Source organism: Vibrio sp. 3-2(1), from assembly GCF_963887575.1.
In the GTDB taxonomy this organism is placed as follows: domain Bacteria; phylum Pseudomonadota; class Gammaproteobacteria; order Enterobacterales; family Vibrionaceae; genus Vibrio; species Vibrio anguillarum.
In genome coordinates, this window is record NZ_CAWPGB010000014.1 from 1 (window position 1) to 20,861 (window position 20,861).

The 20,861-nt window shown below is 39.6% G+C and carries 21 protein-coding genes; 5 read left to right on the top strand and 16 right to left on the bottom strand.

All coding sequences use genetic code 11. From position 1 onward, the window contains the following. Positions 1-225 precede the first annotated feature (225 nt). The 10 genes from AACQ79_RS07715 to AACQ79_RS07760 form a co-directional block, all read right to left on the bottom strand. Positions 226-1,158: a hypothetical protein gene (locus AACQ79_RS07715; protein ID WP_170899764.1), complete on the bottom strand. Its 933-nt coding sequence runs from the start codon at positions 1,156-1,158 to the stop codon at positions 226-228. A 134-nt stretch (positions 1,159-1,292) separates the two neighbouring features. Then, the gene (locus AACQ79_RS07720; RefSeq protein ID WP_170899765.1) at positions 1,293-2,063 is read right to left on the bottom strand and encodes an alpha/beta fold hydrolase; all 771 of its coding nucleotides are present in this window, start codon (positions 2,061-2,063) and stop codon (positions 1,293-1,295) included. 162 nt (positions 2,064-2,225) lie between these two features. After that, entirely contained in the window at positions 2,226-2,864 is a 639-nt protein-coding gene (locus AACQ79_RS07725) for a DUF4145 domain-containing protein (protein WP_170899766.1), read from the bottom strand. Positions 2,865-3,024: 160 nt separating this feature from the next. After that, positions 3,025-3,561: an AAA family ATPase gene (locus AACQ79_RS07730; protein WP_142728620.1), complete on the bottom strand. Its 537-nt coding sequence runs from the start codon at positions 3,559-3,561 to the stop codon at positions 3,025-3,027. 698 nt (positions 3,562-4,259) lie between these two features. Next, on the bottom strand, positions 4,260-4,841 hold the full coding sequence (locus tag AACQ79_RS07735) for an HD domain-containing protein (RefSeq protein WP_115340111.1): 582 nt from the start codon (positions 4,839-4,841) through the stop codon (positions 4,260-4,262). Positions 4,842-4,996: 155 nt separating this feature from the next. After that, on the bottom strand, positions 4,997-5,566 hold the full coding sequence (locus AACQ79_RS07740; RefSeq protein WP_017050105.1) for a DUF2726 domain-containing protein: 570 nt from the start codon (positions 5,564-5,566) through the stop codon (positions 4,997-4,999). 160 nt (positions 5,567-5,726) lie between these two features. Then, positions 5,727-6,572: a hypothetical protein gene (locus AACQ79_RS07745; protein WP_170899767.1), complete on the bottom strand. Its 846-nt coding sequence runs from the start codon at positions 6,570-6,572 to the stop codon at positions 5,727-5,729. 169 nt (positions 6,573-6,741) lie between these two features. After that, positions 6,742-7,203, bottom strand: coding sequence for a hypothetical protein (locus tag AACQ79_RS07750; protein ID WP_170899768.1), 462 nt, complete (start codon positions 7,201-7,203; stop codon positions 6,742-6,744). Positions 7,204-9,323: 2,120 nt separating this feature from the next. After that, complete coding sequence (locus AACQ79_RS07755) at positions 9,324-9,812, bottom strand: GNAT family N-acetyltransferase (RefSeq protein ID WP_212756432.1); 489 nt, start codon at positions 9,810-9,812, stop codon at positions 9,324-9,326. Positions 9,813-9,937: 125 nt separating this feature from the next. Beyond that, the gene (locus AACQ79_RS07760; protein WP_029190018.1) at positions 9,938-10,378 is read right to left on the bottom strand and encodes a hypothetical protein; all 441 of its coding nucleotides are present in this window, start codon (positions 10,376-10,378) and stop codon (positions 9,938-9,940) included. Positions 10,379-10,672: 294 nt separating this feature from the next. On the opposite strand from AACQ79_RS07760, the gene AACQ79_RS07765 reads away from it, so the two are divergent. Next, entirely contained in the window at positions 10,673-10,801 is a 129-nt protein-coding gene (locus AACQ79_RS07765) for a hypothetical protein (protein WP_260601388.1), read from the top strand. A gap of 97 nt (positions 10,802-10,898) precedes the next feature. Here the strand turns inward: AACQ79_RS07765 and AACQ79_RS07770 are convergent, their stop codons facing one another. Continuing rightward, positions 10,899-11,228, bottom strand: coding sequence for a hypothetical protein (locus AACQ79_RS07770; RefSeq protein ID WP_170899769.1), 330 nt, complete (start codon positions 11,226-11,228; stop codon positions 10,899-10,901). Positions 11,229-11,439: 211 nt separating this feature from the next. Between AACQ79_RS07770 and AACQ79_RS07775 the strand changes: the two genes are divergently transcribed. From AACQ79_RS07775 to AACQ79_RS07790, 4 genes are all read left to right on the top strand, one after another. After that, complete coding sequence (locus tag AACQ79_RS07775; RefSeq protein ID WP_170899770.1) at positions 11,440-11,661, top strand: TA system antitoxin ParD family protein; 222 nt, start codon at positions 11,440-11,442, stop codon at positions 11,659-11,661. Continuing rightward, complete coding sequence (locus AACQ79_RS07780) at positions 11,654-11,944, top strand: type II toxin-antitoxin system RelE/ParE family toxin (RefSeq protein WP_017044325.1); 291 nt, start codon at positions 11,654-11,656, stop codon at positions 11,942-11,944. The genes AACQ79_RS07775 and AACQ79_RS07780 overlap by 8 nt, the downstream gene beginning before the upstream one ends. Positions 11,945-13,281: 1,337 nt before the next feature. After that, positions 13,282-13,524 carry a type II toxin-antitoxin system Phd/YefM family antitoxin gene (locus AACQ79_RS07785; RefSeq protein WP_017040365.1) on the top strand — a complete coding sequence of 81 codons (243 nt, stop codon included), beginning with the start codon at positions 13,282-13,284 and terminating at the stop codon, positions 13,522-13,524. 8 nt (positions 13,525-13,532) lie between these two features. Next, the gene (locus tag AACQ79_RS07790) at positions 13,533-13,832 is read left to right on the top strand and encodes a type II toxin-antitoxin system RelE/ParE family toxin (RefSeq protein ID WP_017040366.1); all 300 of its coding nucleotides are present in this window, start codon (positions 13,533-13,535) and stop codon (positions 13,830-13,832) included. A 172-nt stretch (positions 13,833-14,004) separates the two neighbouring features. Here AACQ79_RS07790 and AACQ79_RS07795 read toward each other — a convergent pair whose 3' ends face one another. The 5 genes from AACQ79_RS07795 to AACQ79_RS07820 form a co-directional block, all read right to left on the bottom strand. Further along, positions 14,005-14,421 carry a VOC family protein gene (locus AACQ79_RS07795; protein ID WP_170899771.1) on the bottom strand — a complete coding sequence of 139 codons (417 nt, stop codon included), beginning with the start codon at positions 14,419-14,421 and terminating at the stop codon, positions 14,005-14,007. Between the two features lie 173 nt (positions 14,422-14,594). Beyond that, positions 14,595-15,014 (bottom strand): GNAT family N-acetyltransferase, encoded by a 420-nt coding sequence (locus AACQ79_RS07800; protein ID WP_170899773.1) that lies wholly within the window; start codon positions 15,012-15,014, stop codon positions 14,595-14,597. A 1,660-nt stretch (positions 15,015-16,674) separates the two neighbouring features. After that, positions 16,675-17,208, bottom strand: coding sequence for a cysteine hydrolase family protein (locus tag AACQ79_RS07805; protein WP_170899774.1), 534 nt, complete (start codon positions 17,206-17,208; stop codon positions 16,675-16,677). A 660-nt stretch (positions 17,209-17,868) separates the two neighbouring features. After that, entirely contained in the window at positions 17,869-18,606 is a 738-nt protein-coding gene (locus AACQ79_RS07810; protein WP_170899775.1) for a hypothetical protein, read from the bottom strand. Positions 18,607-18,739: 133 nt separating this feature from the next. Further along, on the bottom strand, positions 18,740-20,698 hold the full coding sequence (locus tag AACQ79_RS07820; RefSeq protein WP_170899777.1) for an ATP-binding protein: 1,959 nt from the start codon (positions 20,696-20,698) through the stop codon (positions 18,740-18,742). Positions 20,699-20,861 lie beyond the last annotated feature (163 nt).

Sequence of the window (20,861 nt, forward strand, 5' to 3'; positions counted from 1 at the left end):
ATTCACAGAGAAACTTTGTTGATAAATATGCTTTTAGGGCATGCGGCTGATGGATAATCGCGCTGCTATATAGTGCTTGTTCTAATAAATGTTGAAATGTCATTTTTCCTCCATGAAACTAACGCCCAATTAAGGTGTGAAGCACGCGACCACGAGACTCAATTTGACTACCGTAACCACTGAACTAAACCCAAACTAAAAATGCCAAGCGTGCTGAATCACTCTTTAATTGTTTGTTATAACCCTTTTCACCCAACCTACTAATGCCCGAATATTTAGAGTGATAAATCCGAGACTTGGCTTTAGCTCAATAATATCGTCGCTCTTATTATTAAGCTCTTTAATCTCACGAGTAACGTCAGGAATAGAAACTCGACTCATATATGACACAACATTTTTAATATGCTCAATATCATTACTTAGCTCAAAGCTAATTAATGAAACGAAAGATCGGAAATCTGGTGAAATATCAAGATCGATTAATTTTTTTGTTGCCGTTTGTATTTCAATATCAGTGTACTGCTTCCGACTCCCACCAACCAATAATCTAGACCAAATCAAGTCTAACACATTCTGAGTGACTTCTGATGAACGATGGTAATCCGGAGGTAATAAAACATACTCGATAAAATGACCTTTAGGCAAAATCTCTTTTATTGATTGCAGGGCAATTAGAATACGCTGAGAAGCTGATAAGTTTTGATAGACTTCATCATCGCCAACATAACGTAAGCAGTAATCTATATCTTCATAGCTATCTATTTCCTCTAACTTGTGAGATTCATAAAGCTCATGCCGAAACCAACATTCTTTGTTATCCATAACTGAATACGGTCCAAATATTGATAATTCACCATCGTTTGTAATAAATGTTTTTATTCCTTTACATCGATATAGATAAGCTGATTTATTTGCTGGCTTTCCATATGTGATATCAAATAACATTACACCTTTGTAATCAAAGTACTCCGTTTTTACGACGGGGGCTTCAGCTTCCATATCATATGTAGCCAATTCTAATACTGGCTCAAAAAGCTTCGATTCATTTTCTTTCAAGTAAGCAGTGAAAGCCCTAAACGCTTCCACTATCTCATCACAATCCTCATTTTCCTTAACTAGGACATCTGCGATCGTTTTTGCCAATTCTTCTTTTGTCATGTTTTACCCTAGGGTTATAACGCCCGCTTAAGGGGCAGCCAACGCTACTACCAAATTACCGCATAACACCATAATCACAAAAACCAACGCATAGTAAAAATGCCACGCGTTGGCTGTCCCTCTTGAAGCGTTTGTTAGTTTTTGTGCTGCAACAAGAACTGCTCTAACATTTTACCAACCAATTCCGGAGATTCTTGATGCGACGAATGTCCTGTCAATGGGATATTCGCAAAACTACAACCTGTAATTTTCGACTTCAAAGCCGCTGCCTCATCCAACGAAAACAAGAAGTCATTATCACCTCGCATTACTAATGTCGGGCAACTAATTTTTTCAACTAATTTATGTGGATAACCAGATTCTGTTGTATCAAGCCAGACTGCTTTCACAGCGTCTACGAGTTTAGGGAAATCCGGTTTAGGATTTGACGCCTCATATAAAGCAACATCATCGGCAAACCTTGATGACCAAAATTCAGCCGTCAAACCACTTAGTAATTCAACCGATGGATCATCTGCCTCTAATCGCCACTGCGAGCCAAGTGTCACCAAACAAGATACCTTTTCCGGCTCTTGTATTGCTAACCGATAACCTACGATACCACCGTCACTAAAACCAAAAATGGAATATTTATCGATACCCAAATAGCTCAGAACATGCTGAACGTCTTGCTGATATTGCATGTAATTAAGTGGACGTTCACCTAAAAGGGACTTCCCGTGACCACGGAAATCTATACTTATCAATTGATAGTCAGCAGCAACATATTTATGAATTGAACTTAACTCATTCAATGAACCAAGACCGCCATGAAGCATCAATAAGGGTTCGCCATCATGATTACCTGAAAGCTCGTAATAAATCTCGGAGCCACTAACACTTACATACCCATTTTTATTTTTCATTTTATCGACCAACTACGTTTGTATTGATTTGACCTGAAAAAACTAACGCCCAATTAAGGGGTGAACAACGCTACCACCCTACCTAAAGCATTGTGCAATAAACACTAAGTTTGAAGTAGAAGCAAAAATGCCAAGCGTTGTGAATCCCTCTTAAATTGATTGTTAAGTGCCTTTTGCAACTAGATCTCTTTTTTCAACCGCTTTCAAAGCTCCTTGTGGCAACTTACCGTACAACTCAGCGACTTTTTTGGGGCGAGAAATACGGTCTTCAACGATAAAATTGATCATTTCAAATAGGCTATGGGCAATTTCAGGGTTATCTGTTAATTCTATTTCGCCAGGGTGAACTCCATTGTTGCCAATAACACGGCAATAATCCAAAGCTTGCTGCACTTCTACTGGCAACCCCTTTTTAACTAAAGAGCCGATATCTTCATTGATATTCTTACCTTTTTCCCCAAGCTCAGACATTAATTTTTGTGCACATAACCTTAATAAGGCAGCGGCTGCTCTAGGAGAGCGAGCAACAATATCGCGAGCTTCATCATATTCAGTATTACAAGACTCAGGCAAATCTAGATGAGCAGGTGGTACAGGTGCTTCCGAAGGAACAATCATGCGATCGTTATACCAAAATGACTTTTCATTACAATGTGAGCAACTGCTAAAAGAAAAATCTGTCTTGTAGGTACTTCTATAGTCACTCCACTTGAGGGTTGTCCAGCTTTGCTGTGCGAACACTCCACATAGAATACAGTGGAACTTTTCTTCATTAAAAGTTGGAGGATAATATTTACTCATAATCTTTTTGATACTCCTTGTTGCAGAACATGCAGGCACTTAACGCCCGCCTAAGGGGGTGGCAACGCATAACAACCAAACTCAAACACAACAACCATAACCACTACGGCTCATTGGGACTGGAAACGCCACGCGTTGACAGTCCCTCTTGAGGCGTTTGTTAGCCGTTGCCCACCGTATCTAAGATGAACTCAGCCCTATCTCCGACTGAAACCTTTGGAACTTCAATCAGTTCATAACCAAACCTTTCATAGGCTTTCACCATTTCATGGTATGTCGCAACAGCCTCATTAAAATCTTGCTTACGCTCGATGTCATTTTCATAGATCGTTTCCCACGGTGGAAAAATGAATACTTTTCTGTGATAGGTTAGCTCGTGGCAACTTCTTAATAAGATCTCTGAAATAGCTATTTGTTCAAGCTGACTGTACCCATAAGAATCAATAATGCTTCGATCAAAAAAAGTCAAAACTGAGTTGTCGTGCACTTTGTAATTGTTGAGTTCTTCAAGAACCATTGCATCACGGAATGCGACTTTATCTTTCCAAGGTAAAGCTGCTCCATCACGCTCAGTTTGCATTTGAATGACTTTACGACCGACTTCTATAGCACTTGGATACCCCAATTGCTCTAAAAATTTAATCACCGAAGTTTTTCCTGAACCTGGACCACCAGTAAAAACTACCCGATTGTTCATGAAACCTCCTAAAACGGCTAACGCCCGGCTAAGGGGTTGACAACGCACTGCCGAACTTAAAAAACACACCGTAAACACTGAATTTCAATTTTATACTAAAGCCGCCACGCGTTGGCAATCCCTCTTGAGCCGCTTGTTAGCTGCTGCACTTTAGCCGGAGATTGACTACCCAACGGCCTAATTTAAAACACATTATTATTTTCAAGCGACAAAGTAAAACGGACAACTGAGAAACTAAAACCTAATCCACGAAACGCACTTGGCAAAGAAGAAATAACCGAGAAACTGACGAGCTTCTAGGACTTAAATTTACAAAGAATTCTTTCGAAGAAGCCAACAACCAAGTGCGCGAAATCAACTTAAGCGCGAAAGAGCTTCAAAACCAAAGAAGCCACACCAAAGAAATAAACAAACACACCACTTCCCGTAAACAGACTTCGGTTAGTTCAACCGCTTCACGAACAGTGCCACTGGCGAGATACGCGGAAAAGTGCTGACTTTCAGGTGTAAAGCTAGAGCCTCAGACTAAGAAAAATAAACGCTTAATTTTATGGTTTTTCTTAACCTCAGCTAACGCCCGCCTAAGGGGCTGGCAACGCATAACACCAAACTCAAACACAACAACCGTAACCACCGCGGCTCAATGGGACTGGAAACGCCACGCGTTGACAGTCCCTCTTGAGGCGTTTGTTATACGCCTATTTCAGTACACCCGATTGAACTGCGTCATTGAGCCTAGACTCGACTTCTCGCCACAACAAATTACTACCTTTGGAAATGCGTTCGCCATTAAAAGCAAAAACTTTTTCTTTGGGTATATTGTGTTTTTTCCAGCCATGACCTTCACCATGAATGTTGTGAAGTAAAGGTGGAACTCGGTCGATTGCCTTAGCAAAGCTTGCTTCGGGGCTTACACCTTCTTCAAACTCTTCCCAAAGATTAGAAAACTCTTCTCGGCTTGCTTCAGGTAAAAGTTGAAATAACTTCTGTATGCACGACCTTTCTAGTTGTTTGTTTTCTTCTGTTTCAGCAGAGTAAATAACCGTATCACCTGCCTCAATTTCACCCAAGTCATGGATGAGTAGCATTTTCATGACACGAACAATATCAACTGGTTCATTAGCAAAATCTTTGAGTAAAAGAGCACTCAGGCAAACATGCCAGCTATGTTCTGCTGAGTTCTCATATCTATCTAACCCTACAGGTTTAGTTTGTCGTTCTATCGATTTAAGCTTCTCGACCTCTACCATAAAGTCGATTATTCCCTTAATTTCTTCCACGCTAAGTCCTTTTTGATGCTCAATATTTGATTGGCGTATAACGCCCGGCTAAGGGGTTGACAACGCATAGCCGAACTCAAAAAACACACCGTATCACTGAACTTCAATTTTGCACTAAAACCGCCAAGCGTTGGCAATCCCTCTTGAGCCGTTTGTTATACAAAATTAGCTTCGAACTTATTACACTTAATTTCAGTTTCTCGCGACAAAACTTTTGCGATTTCAGACGGTTCATAGAAATGCTTTGTATTAAAGCGTACCAATGGGTGATGTCCATCTAGGACTTCATTTACATACTGATCGCGTTCCTGCCTTTTTTTCCAATTATGCGTAGAATCATCGAGTTCGATAACTGCTAGAATTTTTGTGGTCTTATCCGTTATGACAAAGTCCATTCGCTTTGCCCACGTTCGAGAATTATGCTTAAAATTAACAGGTTTAACCAAAGCCATTAGTGATACTTGGCTATGAATTACATACTCCGAAGGAAGAGCTTTTTGTAATGCAAAATAGAGTTTCCGCTCATTTTCAGTTGCTAAATGGCTTTGCTTTTTATGCTCAATTTTTACATTAGATGGAATAGGTACGTCAGTTAATTCAAATTTAGCTTTACGCTTGCTCGCAGTTTGATTTGGCGAATCCCATGAAGCTGGCTTCGGCGTATTATTTCCTTTAAGTTTCCATACAATGTAGCCAAACGCTACGATGATAATTATTTCAAACATCTACGCCTATTTCTCCTTTTTGTATAACGCCCGCTTAAGGGGCAGCCAACGCTACTACCAACTTACCGCATAACACCGTAATCACAAAAACCAACGCATAGTAAAAATGCCGCGCGTTGGCTGTCCCTCTTGAAGCGTTTGTTAGCTGTATTAAATACCATTATGATTTATACAATCCATATCTAAGGTTTGAAAAATCCGGCTTTTCTATATTCTTTCCATATAAATAGTCAATCAATTCCAGTGCATGATGGACACTTGATAATTTTGAACTGATAACGGCGTCACTTTCTTTGATTACATCAAGATTATTTTTAATGGCTTTTCTTGAGAAATTATGAAGATTATATATACCAAGCATAAATTCATCTAATACTACATGTAAATCCATGTCGCAACCATATTCTAATTTTATCCTTCTCTTTAAAGATTTCTTTGAAGCTGGTAATAGACTTATTAATTCATCTCTATAAATCGGAATATGGAATGATACATTTACGGATTTTTCGTCACTCTTCACACTTACGCTTTGGACACTACCATTAATTACCAAGTCTCGATGTTGAGATACATTCCTAAGTTCAATCCCAACGAAGAAGCCAAGATTTTTTTCTTTTTCACTCTCTTTGAATTTCTTAGCAAGCTCTAAATCACAAGAATTCCCAGTCACATCAAAGATATAACATGATTTTTCAGAAAATCTATTCTCAGGCAAATAAAACTTATCAACATACAACTTTCCGAAATTCAAGAAATTGAATAACAACCTATTTAAATGGCTGTTATCTTCGTGGTTTTTTATATGCATATCAGATAAATAGAACCCATTCTGAGCAGAAAAGGCCAATACTCTTTTATATAAATTAACCTTAAAATCAAGATAAGATTCAACTACTTGATCATACAACTTCTCATATCGTAAAACGCTATTTAGTTTTATTAACTCATCTACGGGAGAATCTATCACCCCGTCAGATTGAATAGTATCAAACTTAATTTCATACATATCTCTTTGTTCCTAAAAATAGAGGACTGCTTATACAGCTAACGCCCGGCTAAGGGGTTGACAACGCACCACCGAACTCAAAAAACACACTGTAAACACTAAACTTCAATTTTGCACTAAAGCCGCCACGCGTTGACAATCCCTCTTGAGCCGTTTGTTATGTGAATTTTTAGTAGTTACCAAAAATGTCACGCCTGCGAACAGTTTGGATTGTAGTTTTATATGTAGAATCTCGATAACCACTATCACACTTATGACAAGACCAATAGCCATTTTTAGCAGGAGAAAGAACTCGAACTAAAGAGCCATCACTGTCGTAGCAACACTGGCAGTATGGGCCAATCTTTTGATTATCTTCTTCAACTATAAAATAAAATGCTTCTTCCCAAACAACACTAGCTTGCTTTGATTTTTCTTGCTGCAAACCACGGATTATTTCATCTTTTTCTAATAGCAACTCTTTGAAATTTGCAACTTCTACTTTCGTATCTGCAAGCGCATTTATGAGCTCTGCCAACTTTAGCTTTGTTTCAGCATCTTCCAAAGTTGAACCTGAATTTTTAATCCAAGTAGCAATTTCTGTTGCACTTTTCAGTCCCGCCAATGCGGTTGTAATTGAAGATATGTCCATTTTTCGCTCCATTCACATAACGCCCGGCTAAGGGGTTGACAACGCACCGCCGAACTTAAAAAACACACTTAAACACTGAACTGCAATTTTGCACTTAAAGTCGCCACGCGTTGGCAATCCCTCTTGAGCCGTTTGTTATGCAAATTCAATGAGATAAACTGAATTTACACGACCAAAAGCCACAATTGCAATGGTTGAGTGATTCAAGAACCACCCCAAACAAGAACGGTGATAAATGAGCCGCCAAAACAAAGTCCACCGTTCAACAACAAACCAAGCTTTTGAATGAGACAAACTCAACAAGCAAGACTTTCAGCAAATGCAAAATGCTCGATAAACTTACCCTTTCCACACTTTGCGCACTCTGAATTGCCAACAAACCAGCACAAAAACTTATTGAGGCAAACAAAGAACTTTGCCTGTTTTACGGCTTGAGTGAACCAAGAATTTTAGGATAAAAATGCTCATTTGCCGACAACACAAAACGAATGGCCGGAGAAACCTAAAAAGATTGAACCCCTAAATTTACCTGAGTTGCATAACGCCCGGCTAAGGGGTTGACAACGCACCGCCGAACTTAAAAAAACACACTGTAAACACTGAACTTCAATTTTGCACTAAAGTCGCCAAGCGTTGGCAATCCCTCTTGAGCCGTTTGTTATGCAAATTCAATGAGATAAACCGAATTTATACAACCAAAAGCCACGATTGCAATGGTTGAGTGATTCAAGAATCAACCCAAGCAAGAACTGTGATAAATAAGCCGCCAAAACAAAGTCCACCTTTCAACAACAAACCAAGCTTTTGAATGAGACAAACTCAACAAGCAAGACTTTCAGCAAGTAGAAAGGCTCGATAAACTTTCACTTTCCACACTTTGCGCACGCTGAATTGCCAAGAAACCAGCACCAAAACTGATTGAGGCAAACAAAGAAGTTTGTCTGTTTTACGGCTTGAGTGAACCACGAATTTTAGGGTAAAAATGCTCATTTGCCGACAACTCAAAACGAATGGCCGGAGAAACCTAAAAAGATTGAACCCCTAAATTTACCTTAGTTGCATAACGCCCGGCTAAGGGGTTGACAACGCACCGCCGAACTCAAAAAACACACCTTAAACACTGAACTTCAATTTTGCACTAAAGCCGCCACGCGTTGGCAATCCCTCTTGAGCCGTTTGTTAGGCCAACCAATTGACACCGACACTTTCACAACCAAAGAACGAGCTTTTTTGTAAACTTGAAACAAACTAACCGATTCATTTATAAACCAAAACCCTAAATCAGCAAAGAAACCAACAAATTCAAATTGAGCGATTTGGAAGAAAAGTGACGAGCGTAGCATGCTCGGCGGACGTTTGGATGCTGAAGGTTATTTTGCCGCTAAACTCACAGCGCTAAACAACCCAACACGATCAAGAAACAACAAATATGTGATGACGATTTATTGTTTAAGTCCAGCCATGAGAACATGGAATTCGCCGTTCAATTCAAACCCGATTTAGCTGATAAAAACTCACTTTGCCTAACGCTCGGCTAAGGGGTTGACAACGCATAGCCGAACTCAAAAAACACACCGTAAACACTGAACTTCAATTTTGCACTAAAGTCGCCACGCGTTGGCAATCCCTCTTGAGCCGTTTGTTAGGCCAACTGATTGACAACGACACTTTAAAAACCAAAGAACAAGCTTTTTTGTAAACTTAAAACTAGCTAACCGATTCATTTATAAACCAAAATGCCAACTCAGCAAAGAAACAAAAAACTCAAATTGAGCGATTTGGAAGAAAAGTGACGAGCGTAGCATGCTCGGCGGACGTTTGGATGCTGAAGGTTATTTTGCCGCTAAACTCACAACGAAAAGCAACCCAACGCGATCAAGAAACAACAAATATGTGATGATTATTTATTGCTTAAATTAAGCCACAAAACATGGCATTTACCGTTCAATTCAAACTCGATTTAGCTGATAAAAACTCACCTTGCCTAACGCCCAATTAAGTAGTGAGCAACGCAATACAAAAGCTACCGCATTGCGCCGTAAACACAAAACTCACTGCAAACCAAAATTGCCACGCGTTGCGAATCTGCTTGAATTGTTTGTTATATGTAAAACCCAAAACTAAAAGTAAGCTGGCATTGAACCATCAAAGTCAAAAGCATCCCTTGAGGCGTACATACAATCAGTACCCTTAACACTAACAAAACCAAGTCTGCTGTAGAACTTGTGGTTAATGTCACTATGTAAAAATACGGTTTTACAGTTGTGATTAGAAAACAATTCAATTTTCACAAGATTAACCAGATTAGAAGCATAACCTCGTCCACGAAGACTATTAGGTGTAGCGACAGAACCTATGCCAGCACAATCCTCTTTGAGACCAAACATATTCTTATAAACGATGAGTGACGATAAAATTTGCTCGTTGTCGATTAATACATACCAAGTTCCAGCTTGATACTTTTTGCTATGATGACAGCCAACCAGATACTCTTCATAGGCAAGATCGTCACCCCACACATCGAAGCCCATAGAGTAAATAGCATCTAGCTCATGATGCTTAGCTTTTCTTGCGAACACCCTTGTAACTCCCCAAATTGACCAAGACATATAACGCCCGGTTAAGGGGTTGACAACGCACCACTTAACTCAAAAAACACGCCGTAAACGCTGAATTTCAATTTTGAACTAAAGTCGCCATGCGTTAGCAATCCCTCTTTAACCGTTTGTTATGCTTATTTTTTGAGCTTCACAACTTCACCACTCAATGCAACTCCAGCCATTACGGCTCCAGCACCACATTGAAAAGTATCGTTGCTTGAAGTGAGGTTATTTTTGTAATTTGATTTGATATTAACTACTGCATTTCCACCCTCTTTTATCGCTCTGTCTTTAAGAGCAATCATGGCGGAAAGAAAAACCCAGTTGCACGCTTCTTCATCTGTTTTATTGAAAGCGTTCGTTTTTTTACTGGTTTTAAATTCACCTAATTCTTTGAGAACTTTGCCGTAACTCTGCTCGCCAAAGTAAAATGAAACTTCAGTGCCTAATTTAGATTTAGCCACTTCAGAGCTCATTGCCTTTGTAATCGAATAATTACCCACATCATCTCTAGCAAAAGTGTTAGATGAGAAGAAAGCCAGTGATGAAAGAGCTAGAATTGTTAATTTTTTCATTGTGATAAATTCCAAAATAGTTTGATTGTAACTAGAGCATAACGCCCGGTTAAGGGGCTGACAACGCAAAACACTGAACCTAAAATAACAACCATAATCACAAAGGCCGATTTGAACTAAAACCGCCACGCGTTGGCAGTCCCTCTTGAACCGTTTGTTATGTGCGTAAGTTAATATCATATTTGAAGCAGAAACTTGCGACTAAATGCACCTTTTTGCTTATTCTCACTTTACAACATTCTCAAATTTAATACCTTGCTCTTGGTTACATTCAACTTTACGCAAGGAGACAATATGGGTATCAAAACAGGTCCTAAGAGAAAGAACGAAGATGGAACGCCTGATAAACGACAGCGTGTCACTGAGGAAAATAAGAAAAAACACCCAAAACTCAAAGAACACAAACACGAAAAAGGTGATTAACCAAATCAAAGCAGTTTCAATAGAAGCTGCTTTTTCTATCCAGCAAGCACATAACGCCCTCTTTAACCGTTTGTTATGTGAAAAAAATCGACGTAATTTAACCACTGATTAACTGTAATACACCAATTACGATACCAATAACTGCCAATAGCAGTCCGACTTTTGTCACTGTATCCGCTGACTTATCGAGCGTTTCCATTGTGTGCGTAACTTGTGAGGCTAGCCGAGTTTGAAGTATCGCGGAAGCTGCCTCTCGTTTGTTTATAGCGTTATCAGCTCCTTGAATAAGAGAGCCGGACTTTTTCCAGTGTAGAATAGCTCCGGCAATAGCTGATTCATTTGCATTCTCAAATTTTCTTATCCATTCAGATTTTGGTTCTGTGGGCATATCAATAAGCTCTTGAATATCTCGCTCTAAATTCCTCACTAGAATCTCCAATATTTTTCACATAACGCCCGGTTAAGGGGCTGACAACGCAAAACACTGAACCTAAAATATTAACCGTAATCACACATGCCGATTTGAACAAAAACCGCCACGCGTTGGCAGTCCCTCTTAAACCGTTTGTTATGATTCATCTTGCTACCTTCGTAGCGCCACGCTACAATTATTAAAAATTTAAATGAAGGAGCACATTATGTCTACCGCTAGCATACGCCTTGATCAAGACCTCGTAGATAAAGCCGCTATCATGGCCAAAGCATTGAATCGCACTACACCAAAACAAATTGAACACTGGGCTAAAATTGGGGAAATGATGGAAGATAACCCAAATTTACCTTATGAATTTGTTCGACAAGCCATTATAGCTAAAGCTGAAAAAGAAGCCGGAAAACTTGAGGCATACAACTTTGGCTAATATTACACAGGTTCTTCAAACACCATCATTCAAAAAAACCGTTAAAAAACTCCACCAAAATCAGAAAGTGGATCTCGACAATGCGGTCAAAGCACTTATCGAGGATCCGCTTTTAGGCGAGCAGAAAAAAGGAGATTTGTCCTTTCTCCGTGTTTATAAATTCAAAATGGTTAAGCAACTCACTCTTCTTGGCTATAGCTATCAAGATGGGACGGTAACTCTTGAACTCATCGCCCTAGGCGCGCATGAAAATTTTTACCGAGATATCAAGATGTTTTACTGAATCCGGGTGAATCATAACGCCCGGCTAAGGGGTTGACAACGCACCGCCGAACTTAAAAAACACACTGTAAACACTGAACTGCAATTTTGCACTAAAACCGCCACGCGTTGGCAATCCCTCTTGAGCCGTTTGTTAGCTGCTGCACTTTAGCCGGAGATTTACTACCCAACGACCTAATTTAAAACACATTATTGCTTTCAAACGACAAAGTAAAACGGACAATTTAGAAACTAAAACCTAATCCACGAAACGCACTTGGCAAAGAAGAAATAACCGAGAAACTGACGAGCTTCTAGGACTTAAATTTACAAAGAATTCTTTCGAAGAAGCCAACAACCAAGTGCGCGAAATCAACTTAAGCGCGAAAGAGCCTCAAAACCAAAGAAGCCACACCAAAGAAATAAACAAACACACCACTTCCCGTAAACAGACTTCGGTTAGTTCAAGCACTTGACGAACAGTGCCACTGGCGAGATACATGGAAAAGTGCTGACTTTCAGGTGTAAAGCTAGAGCCTCAGACTAAGAAAAATAAGCGCTTAATTTTACGGTTTTTCTTAACCTCAGCTAACGCCCGGCTAAGGGGTTGACAACGCACCACCGAACTTAAAAAACACACCGTAAACACTGAACTTCAATTTTGAACTAAAGCCGCCAAGCGTTGACAATCCCTCTTGAGCCGTTTGTTAGCTGCTGCACTTTAGCCGGAGATTTACGACCCAACGGCCTAATTTAAAACACATTATTGCTTTCAAGCGGCAAAGTAAAACGGACAACTGAGAAACTAAAACCTAACCCACGAAACGTACTTGGCAAAGAAGAAATAACAGGAAAACTTGACGATCTTCTAGGACCTAAATTTACAAAGAATTATGTCGAAGAAGCCAACAACCAAGTGCGCGAAATCCATTTAAGCTCGACAAAACTTCAAAACCAAAGAAGCCGCACCAAAGAAATAAACAAACACACCACTTCCCGTAAGAAGACTTCGGTTAGTTCAACCGCTTCACGAACAGTGCCACTGGCGAGATACATGGAAAAGTGCTGACTTTCAGGTGTAAAGCTAGAGCCTCAGACTAAGAAAAATAAACACGTAATTTGATGATTTTTCTTAACCTCAGCTAACGCCCAATTAAGGGGTGAGCAACGCTACCCCCCAACCTAACGCATTGTACCGTAAACACTAAAATTGAAGTAGAAACAAAAATACCAAGCGTTGGGAATCCCTCTTAAATTGTTTGTTAGTTTAACTTCAAACAAATCGCACGATTTAATTAAATTGAACATTTCGCACAAACAATTATACTCTTACGAGTATCCCAAGTTTGGAGCATTAACATGCATACATTAACAGCAAACGACGCTAAACGTAATTTTGGCGAACTACTTCTAAGTGCTCAACGAGAGCCAGTTAAAATCAGCAAAAATAGCAAAGATGCTGTCGTTGTTATGTCCATTCAAGATTACGAAGAGCTTGAAGCAATGAAAGCTGATTACATTAAACATTGCTTTGAGACTGCAAAAGAAGATCTCTCGCAAGGTAATGTAGTTGATGGCGAAACATTCTTGAAGAGCCTGTAACCTAAAGTATGAAAACGAACAAATATAAGCTAAGTAAATTGGCGCAAAGCCATTTGCGTAAAATTAAAAGCTACACCGTTACAAACTTTTCTGAGTCACAATGGAATCACTACAGAGACAACCTACTAACTGCTTTTCAAATGCTTGCTGACAATCCAGCAGTAGGCAGAAGCTGTGATGAATTATACCCAAGTGGCTTCTACTTTCCTGTTGGCAAGCACACTGCCTACTTTACCAAAGAAGATGGCTTTATTCTGATCGTTGCCGTTCTTGGTCAATCGCAGTTACCCCAAAATCATTTGAAATAATATCCACACCCTAGCAATTACAGTTAGGGTGCTGAACTTGATTGTTAAACTAACGCCCGCTTAAGGGGCAGCCAACGCTACTACCAACTTACCGCATAACACCGTAACCACCGAAACCAACGCATAGTAAAAATGCCACGCGTTGGCTGTCCCTCTTGAAGCGTTTGTTATGCTACCTTTTTGCCATTGGATGGCTTGGATTCAATTGAAGAAGATCCCACAAGTTTCCATACAAGTATTCAAACACTGCTACCGTTCCATAGTCTTCTTCTGTTGGCTCGCGGACGAAGTTAATACCAATCGATTTCATACGCTTAAAGTCACGCCAGAAATCATCGGTATTTAGGAACAGGAATACTCGACCGCCTGCTTGATTTCCAATGAAATCATGCTGCTCTGGCTTCGAGGCTCTGGCAAGTAACAACGTAACACCATGAGAATTTGGTGGAGCCACAACCACCCAACGTTTGTCTTGTTCAGGTTGATGAGTATCTTCAATAAGTTCAAATTTGAGTTTGTTTACATAAAAATCAATGGCTTCATCATAATCTTTTACAACTAAAGCAATATGGACAATGTTCTGTTTCATAGTATTCCTTATTGAAGATTTCGACTGGTAGCATAACGCCGCGTTAAGGGGTAGCCAACGCTACTACCAACTTTCCGCATAACACTGTAACCACAAAAACCAACGCATAGTAAAAATGCCACGCGTTGGCTGTCCCTCTTGAACGCTTTGTTATAAGCAAATAACACCTTGATTTAATTGATGTTCAACTGTTCAGAACTAGACAAAACCCATGCACTATTATGAGCTTCAAAACCAAATTTCGGATAATAACCTTGCGCTTTCGGCGCTGACAGTAAAACCAATTTACAGCTTGGGCTCAACTCTTCTTTAGTCACTAAGATCAGATATTTACCTATACCATTGGATTGAACGCTTTCATCAACGGCTAAATCAGACAGATAGCAACAATAGTGAAAATCTGTCACTGAGCGAGCCACACCTACAAGTTGATCGTTCAGCCATGCGGTCACAATTAAATTAGAGTTGTCGAGCATACCCTGAATAGTTGACTCATTATCCAAAGGACGACGCTCACCCAATGAAGTTTTCTTCAGTAAACTCACGAATTGTTCAACTGAGATTGGATGGTTTACTTTGTACTCGATTTCCATTTTTCATCCTCTGGGGCTGAATTTGCTTATAACGCCCGGCTAAGGGGTTGACAACGCACCGCCGAACTTAAAAAACACACTGTAAACACTGAACTTCAATTTAGTACTAAAGTCGCCACGCGTTGGCAATCCCTCTTGAGCCGTTTGTTATGCAAATTCAATGAGATAAACTGACTTTACTCGTTCAAAAGCCACGATTGCAATGGTTGAGTGATTCAAGAACCAACCCAAGCAAGAGCCGTGATAAATAAGCCGCCAAAACAAAGCCCACCTTTCTGCAACAAACTAAGCTTTTGTGCCAGGAAAACTCAACGAGCGAAAACTTCAGCAAGTGCAAAATGCTCGATTAACTTGCCTTTTCCACACTTTGCACCCGCTAAATTCACAACAAACCAGCACCAAAACTCATTGAGGCAAACAAAGAACCTTGCCTGTTTTACGGTTTGAGTTAGTCACAAATTTGAAGGTGAAAATGCTCATTTGCCGACAGCTCGAAACGAATGGCCGGAGAAATTCCAAAAGATTGAATCCCTGAATTTACCTGAGTTGCATAACGCCCGGCTAAGGGGTTGACAACGCACCGCCGAACTTAAAAAACACACTGTAAACACTGAACTTCAATTTTGCACTAAAGTCGCCACGCGTTGGCAATCCCTCTTGAGCCGTTTGTTATGCAAATTCAATGAGATAAACTGAATTTACACGACCAAAAGCCACAATTGCAATGGTTGAGTAATTCAAGAACCAGCCCAAGTAGGAGCCGTGATAAATAAGCCGCCAAAACAAAGTTCACCTTTCAGCAACAAACCAAGCTTTTGAATGAGACAAACCCAACGAGCGAAAATTTCAGCAAGTGCAAAATGCTCGATAAACTTGCCCTTTCCACACTTTGCGAACGCTGATTTGACAACAAGCCAGCGCCAAAACTGATTGAGGCAAACAAAGATATTTGCCTGTTTTACGGTTTGAGTTAGCCACGAATTTGAGGGTAAAAAAGCTCATTTGCCGATAACACAAAACGAATGGCCGGAGAAATCCCAAAAGATTGAACCCCTAAATTTACCTGAGTTGCATAACGCCCGGTTAAGGGGTTGACAACGCACCACCGAACTCAAAAAACACACTGTAAACACTTAACTTCAATTTTGCATTAAAATCGACGAGCGTTGGCAATCCCTCTTTAACCGTTTGTTAGGCCAACCGATTGACACTGACACTTTCAAAACTAAAGAACGAGCTTTTTTTGTAAATTTTAAAACAACTAACCGATTCATTTATAAATCAAAACTCTAAATCAGCAAAGAAACAAAAAAACTCAAATTGAGCGGTTTGGAAGAAAAGTGACGAGCGTAGCATGCTCGGCGGACGTTTGGATGCTGAAGGTTATTTTGCCGCTGAATTCACAACGCTAAACAACCCAACGCGATCAAGAAATAGCAAATATGTGATAACGATTTATTGCTTAACTTAAGCCTGAGAGCATGGGATTTACCGTTCAATTAAAACTCGTTTTAGCTGATAAAAGCTCACCTTGCCTAACGCCCGGCTAAGGGGTTGACAACGCACCGCCGAACTCAAAAAACACACCGTAAACACTGAACTTCAATTTTGCACTAAAGTCGCCACGCGTTGGCAATCCCTCTTGAGCCGTTTGTTAGCCTTATGACGTCAAAGATTGTGTCGATACAGCTGTAATCTTGACACCAAAACTAGAAATACTCGGCAATGTTGCATTGTGATGTACTCGGATTTGCTCACCTGACAAATGAGATTTGCTTTGAGTTGTGTGAGCATCTGATATCAAATCCACCGAGTAACCTAAACCAGCAGCTCGTCGCGTAGTTGTATCTACACAAAACTCTGTGGCGTAGCCGCAGATATAAAGATGCTCAATACAGAGTTCTTGCAGCAACGACTCCAAGTTTGTTCGTAAAAACGAATCTGGCGTTGTTTTGCGTATAAAATGGTCACTACTTTCAATGTGTAATGATGACTGTAATTGCCAACCTTCACTGCCATATTCGATTGGCGTCCCAGTTTGCTCATGTTGGATAAAGATGACTGAGATATCCTTTTGGCGCGCCCAATCTGTGACTTTATTGATGCGAGTTAAAACCTCATTTCTTTCAAACGGTTGAGGTGTTGGGTCAAACAAAATATTCTGCACATCAATAACAAGAACTGCTGATTTCATAGAATCTCCTTTTGAATAAGGCTAACGCCCGGCTAAGGGGTTGACAACGCATTGCCGAACTCAAAAAAACACACTGTCAACTCTGAACTTCAATTTTGCACCAAAGCCGCCACGCGTTGACAATCCCTCTTGAGCCGTTTGTTAGGCAAATTCAATGAGATAAACTGACTTTACACGACCAAAAGCCACAATTGCAATGGTTGAGTGATTCAAGAACCAACCCAAGTAGGAGCCGAGATAAATAAGCCGCCAAAACAAAGTCCACCTTTCAACAACAAACCAAGCTTTTGAGTCAGAAAAACTCAACGAGCTAAAACTTCAGCAAGTGCAAAATGCTCGATAAACTTGCCCTTTCCACACTTTGCGCCCACAAGATTCACAACACGCCAACGCTAAAACTAATTGAGGCAAACAAAGAACCTTGCCTGTTTTACGGTTTGAGTGAACCACGAATCTGAGGGTAAAAGTGCTCATTTTCCGACAACACAAAACGAATGGCCGGAGAAACCTCAAAAGATTGAACCTAAATTTACCTGAGTTGCATAACGCCCGCTTAAGGGGCAGCCAACGCTACTACCAACTTTCCGCATAACACCGTAACCACAAAAATCAACGCATGGTAAAAATGCCGCGCGTTGGATGTCCCTCTTGAAGCGTTTGTTATATTTTTTTTGACGGATGCAGATAATGTTTATTTATGTATTTCGTATAGTACTGTGACAAAGTTAAGCTTGTTTGATACATTTCATAAATTGAATCTGACCAAGACTCCATATCTGTATTAGCCCAATGACTCAAATTCTCTAACTGAGGAACCAGCAAAGAAAAACTTGAATTTCGAATTTGATTTAATATTTTCACAAGTCCTGTATCTACATACGGCAAATATCTCATAGTTTCATCAATGCCTTTTATAGAAAAAGCCCAATGATTTGCGCACTTGAAACCAAAGTCTCTTTCTACAAAATTGGGAGTACCTTGGGCACCTTGAAATTTATTAGTAACCAAATTGGGATTAAATGATTTACACGCCTTTTTCAAATCTGATTTTGTAAAATCTGTTAAATCGAACTTTTCGCTACTAACTTGATTGATATCACGAACGATTGAGTAAATTCTTTCTATAGTTTGAACTACATGCCCTTCTAATTCAGGAGCGAGATCCAATTTCTTTTGTCGATCGGGAATGTACACCACAATGACGTAAAAAATACAACTAACAAAAACCCCAATCGACACATTGAAAATAATTCCGTTTCCAGAAATTGAGTTTACAAACACTTTTTCCCAAACAGTCCCTGCGAACAAGCTTACTAATGGATCAGTAGATGTAATTAATATGAGCAGAGATGATGCAAGTAAAGCTACTACAAACAAGTATAACGATAAATTTCTCATAACCACCTTTGAAAATATAACGCCCAATTAAGGTGTGAAGCACGCAATGACCAAGCTACTGCATGGTACTTCAACACCAAAACCAACGCATGGCAAAAATGCCACGCGTGCTGAATCACTCTTAAATTGTTTGTTATAAAGCACTTTCACTTAACTTTTTGATATCTTTTGTAAGTTGGTCAGGTGTCTCTGACACAATTTCAACCTCTTTCAAACTCAAACGGTTGGAAATATCGTTATACCTTAGCTCAAACTCATTAAGTATTTGCTTCCAAGTTTTTACGATAATTCTGTAGTTACCTGTTTTTTGGACAAGGCCTGGCTCTCCATGAATTTTGTTTGATTCTAGATCTGAGCGTAAGTCTGCAGCGGTAATTTTACTATCTGAAATTTCATTACCAATAAGCACAAAGTCCCAAAGAGAGTTTTCATCTTGGAACTGAGGCTCGTTTGCAATGACATTTTTATATGTTTTAATTTGCTGTAACTCTTTATCACCAAGCTTGATACTAGGACGCTTTAGCTCGATAACGACATGGTGGAAGTATTTTTTATCATCATCACCAACCCGAAAGCCTTTTTGTGCAATAAATAAGTCCATTTCCTTATTTTTGTCAGGGTGAACAATCGGCTCTTTGTCGTAGTAATTATCTTTCTTGTGAAATTCTAGGAGATTTCTCAAAGCCTGTTCAAATTTATCTTCTTCTGACGTAAGTAAATGATATTTCTCACCAAACAACCATAAGTTAGATTCAATACATTTCTGTATGTGAGGCACTTCTAAGGCAAAACGTTGATGTTGGTATATTAGCGATTTGAAATTTTGAATTATATCAAGGCGATCTCTTATATGTTCAACTGTCTTAGTTATATTTTCTAGTGATGTTCTTTGCAGTAAGTTCGAAATTCTGCACATATCATCTTCTGTCAACGATACGACACCATCCAATACATCAAACAGTTCAGAGAGTCGGTTAGACTGAACAATTCGATCAAGTAATTTGATTAGGATCTTCTTTTGTGATTTATTTAACTGCTTAGAAAACACTGATGGTTCTGCTTCATATATAGTCTTGATAGTCGAGATAAGTTGTTTTCGATGAAATTCATTTAGAACAACATTGTCTCCCTTCATTTCAGGAAATACACCTTCAGCAAGGTATTGCTCAATAAGCAAGTCAGCAGCACTATTGCGAAAATTGATGTACTCTTGCCTTAAGCGACTTTTGGCGTTAGCCAAAATTTGAACAAACACATCTGATTCTGTGTGTTTATCTCCTGAGAGGAGGTCAGCATTGCCTCCAAAGTCATCAAACCAATCAGATCTTACGTAAGCGGAACAGAAGAACCCTTTCAGATTTAGTTCTGATAGTTCTTTATGGACAATATCTTGAGTAGAGTTGATAAAGTAAATAAGCGACCTCTCACTGTTCTGCTTCGAATCCCATATAACAGAGTTCAAATTAAACACTGAGTCTTCGATAGTTTCTATAGCTGAAACACAATGATAGCTCGAATGTTCTAGAGGTAAATCATTGATCATGATATCTAGCTTTTCATTTGATACCAACAACCATGAAAATTCATTTTTTAAGTATGGAACGACGACATCGTTAAAGTAGTTGAAGTCAATTCCCGTTATATGTTGGAAGGTGACAGTTGTACCTTTATTCTGTGTATATGCGGTAGCCTCTGGCTCATACTGACTTAAACGCCCAGAATCTATTGTGAACTTGAATGCCTTTTTGCCGTCATACGTATTCCAAGTAGCTTGTTCACAGAACTTGATAAAACTGAAGCGCCCTCGACCTTTCTTACCACGGGTAGTTGGCTTGGAAACATTTTTCTTTTTCGAATCCAAGAATAAATCCAAAGTGTTTTCTAGATCATCGATATCAATACCATCGCCATTATCTGAGATAGTTATTGATGCAAGTCCCTGCATCGGATTGACTTCTGTCTTAATAGCAACCTTTGTCGCATTCGCATCAAACCCATTCCAAATATATTCACACAAAGCTTGTTCTGGCTTTAAGCCAGTGAGTTGGCTCTTGATGCTATGATCTGTTGTTTTTAAATACCTAGCTTTCATATTGTCTGCTCCTTTCGCAGATTCTAATTTGCTTTATAACGCCCGCTTAAGGGGCAGACAACGCTACTACCAACTTTCCGCATAACACCGTAATCACAAAAGCCAACGCATAAAAAAATGCCACGCGTTGGCTGTCCCTCTTGAAGCGTTTGTTAGTTTCATT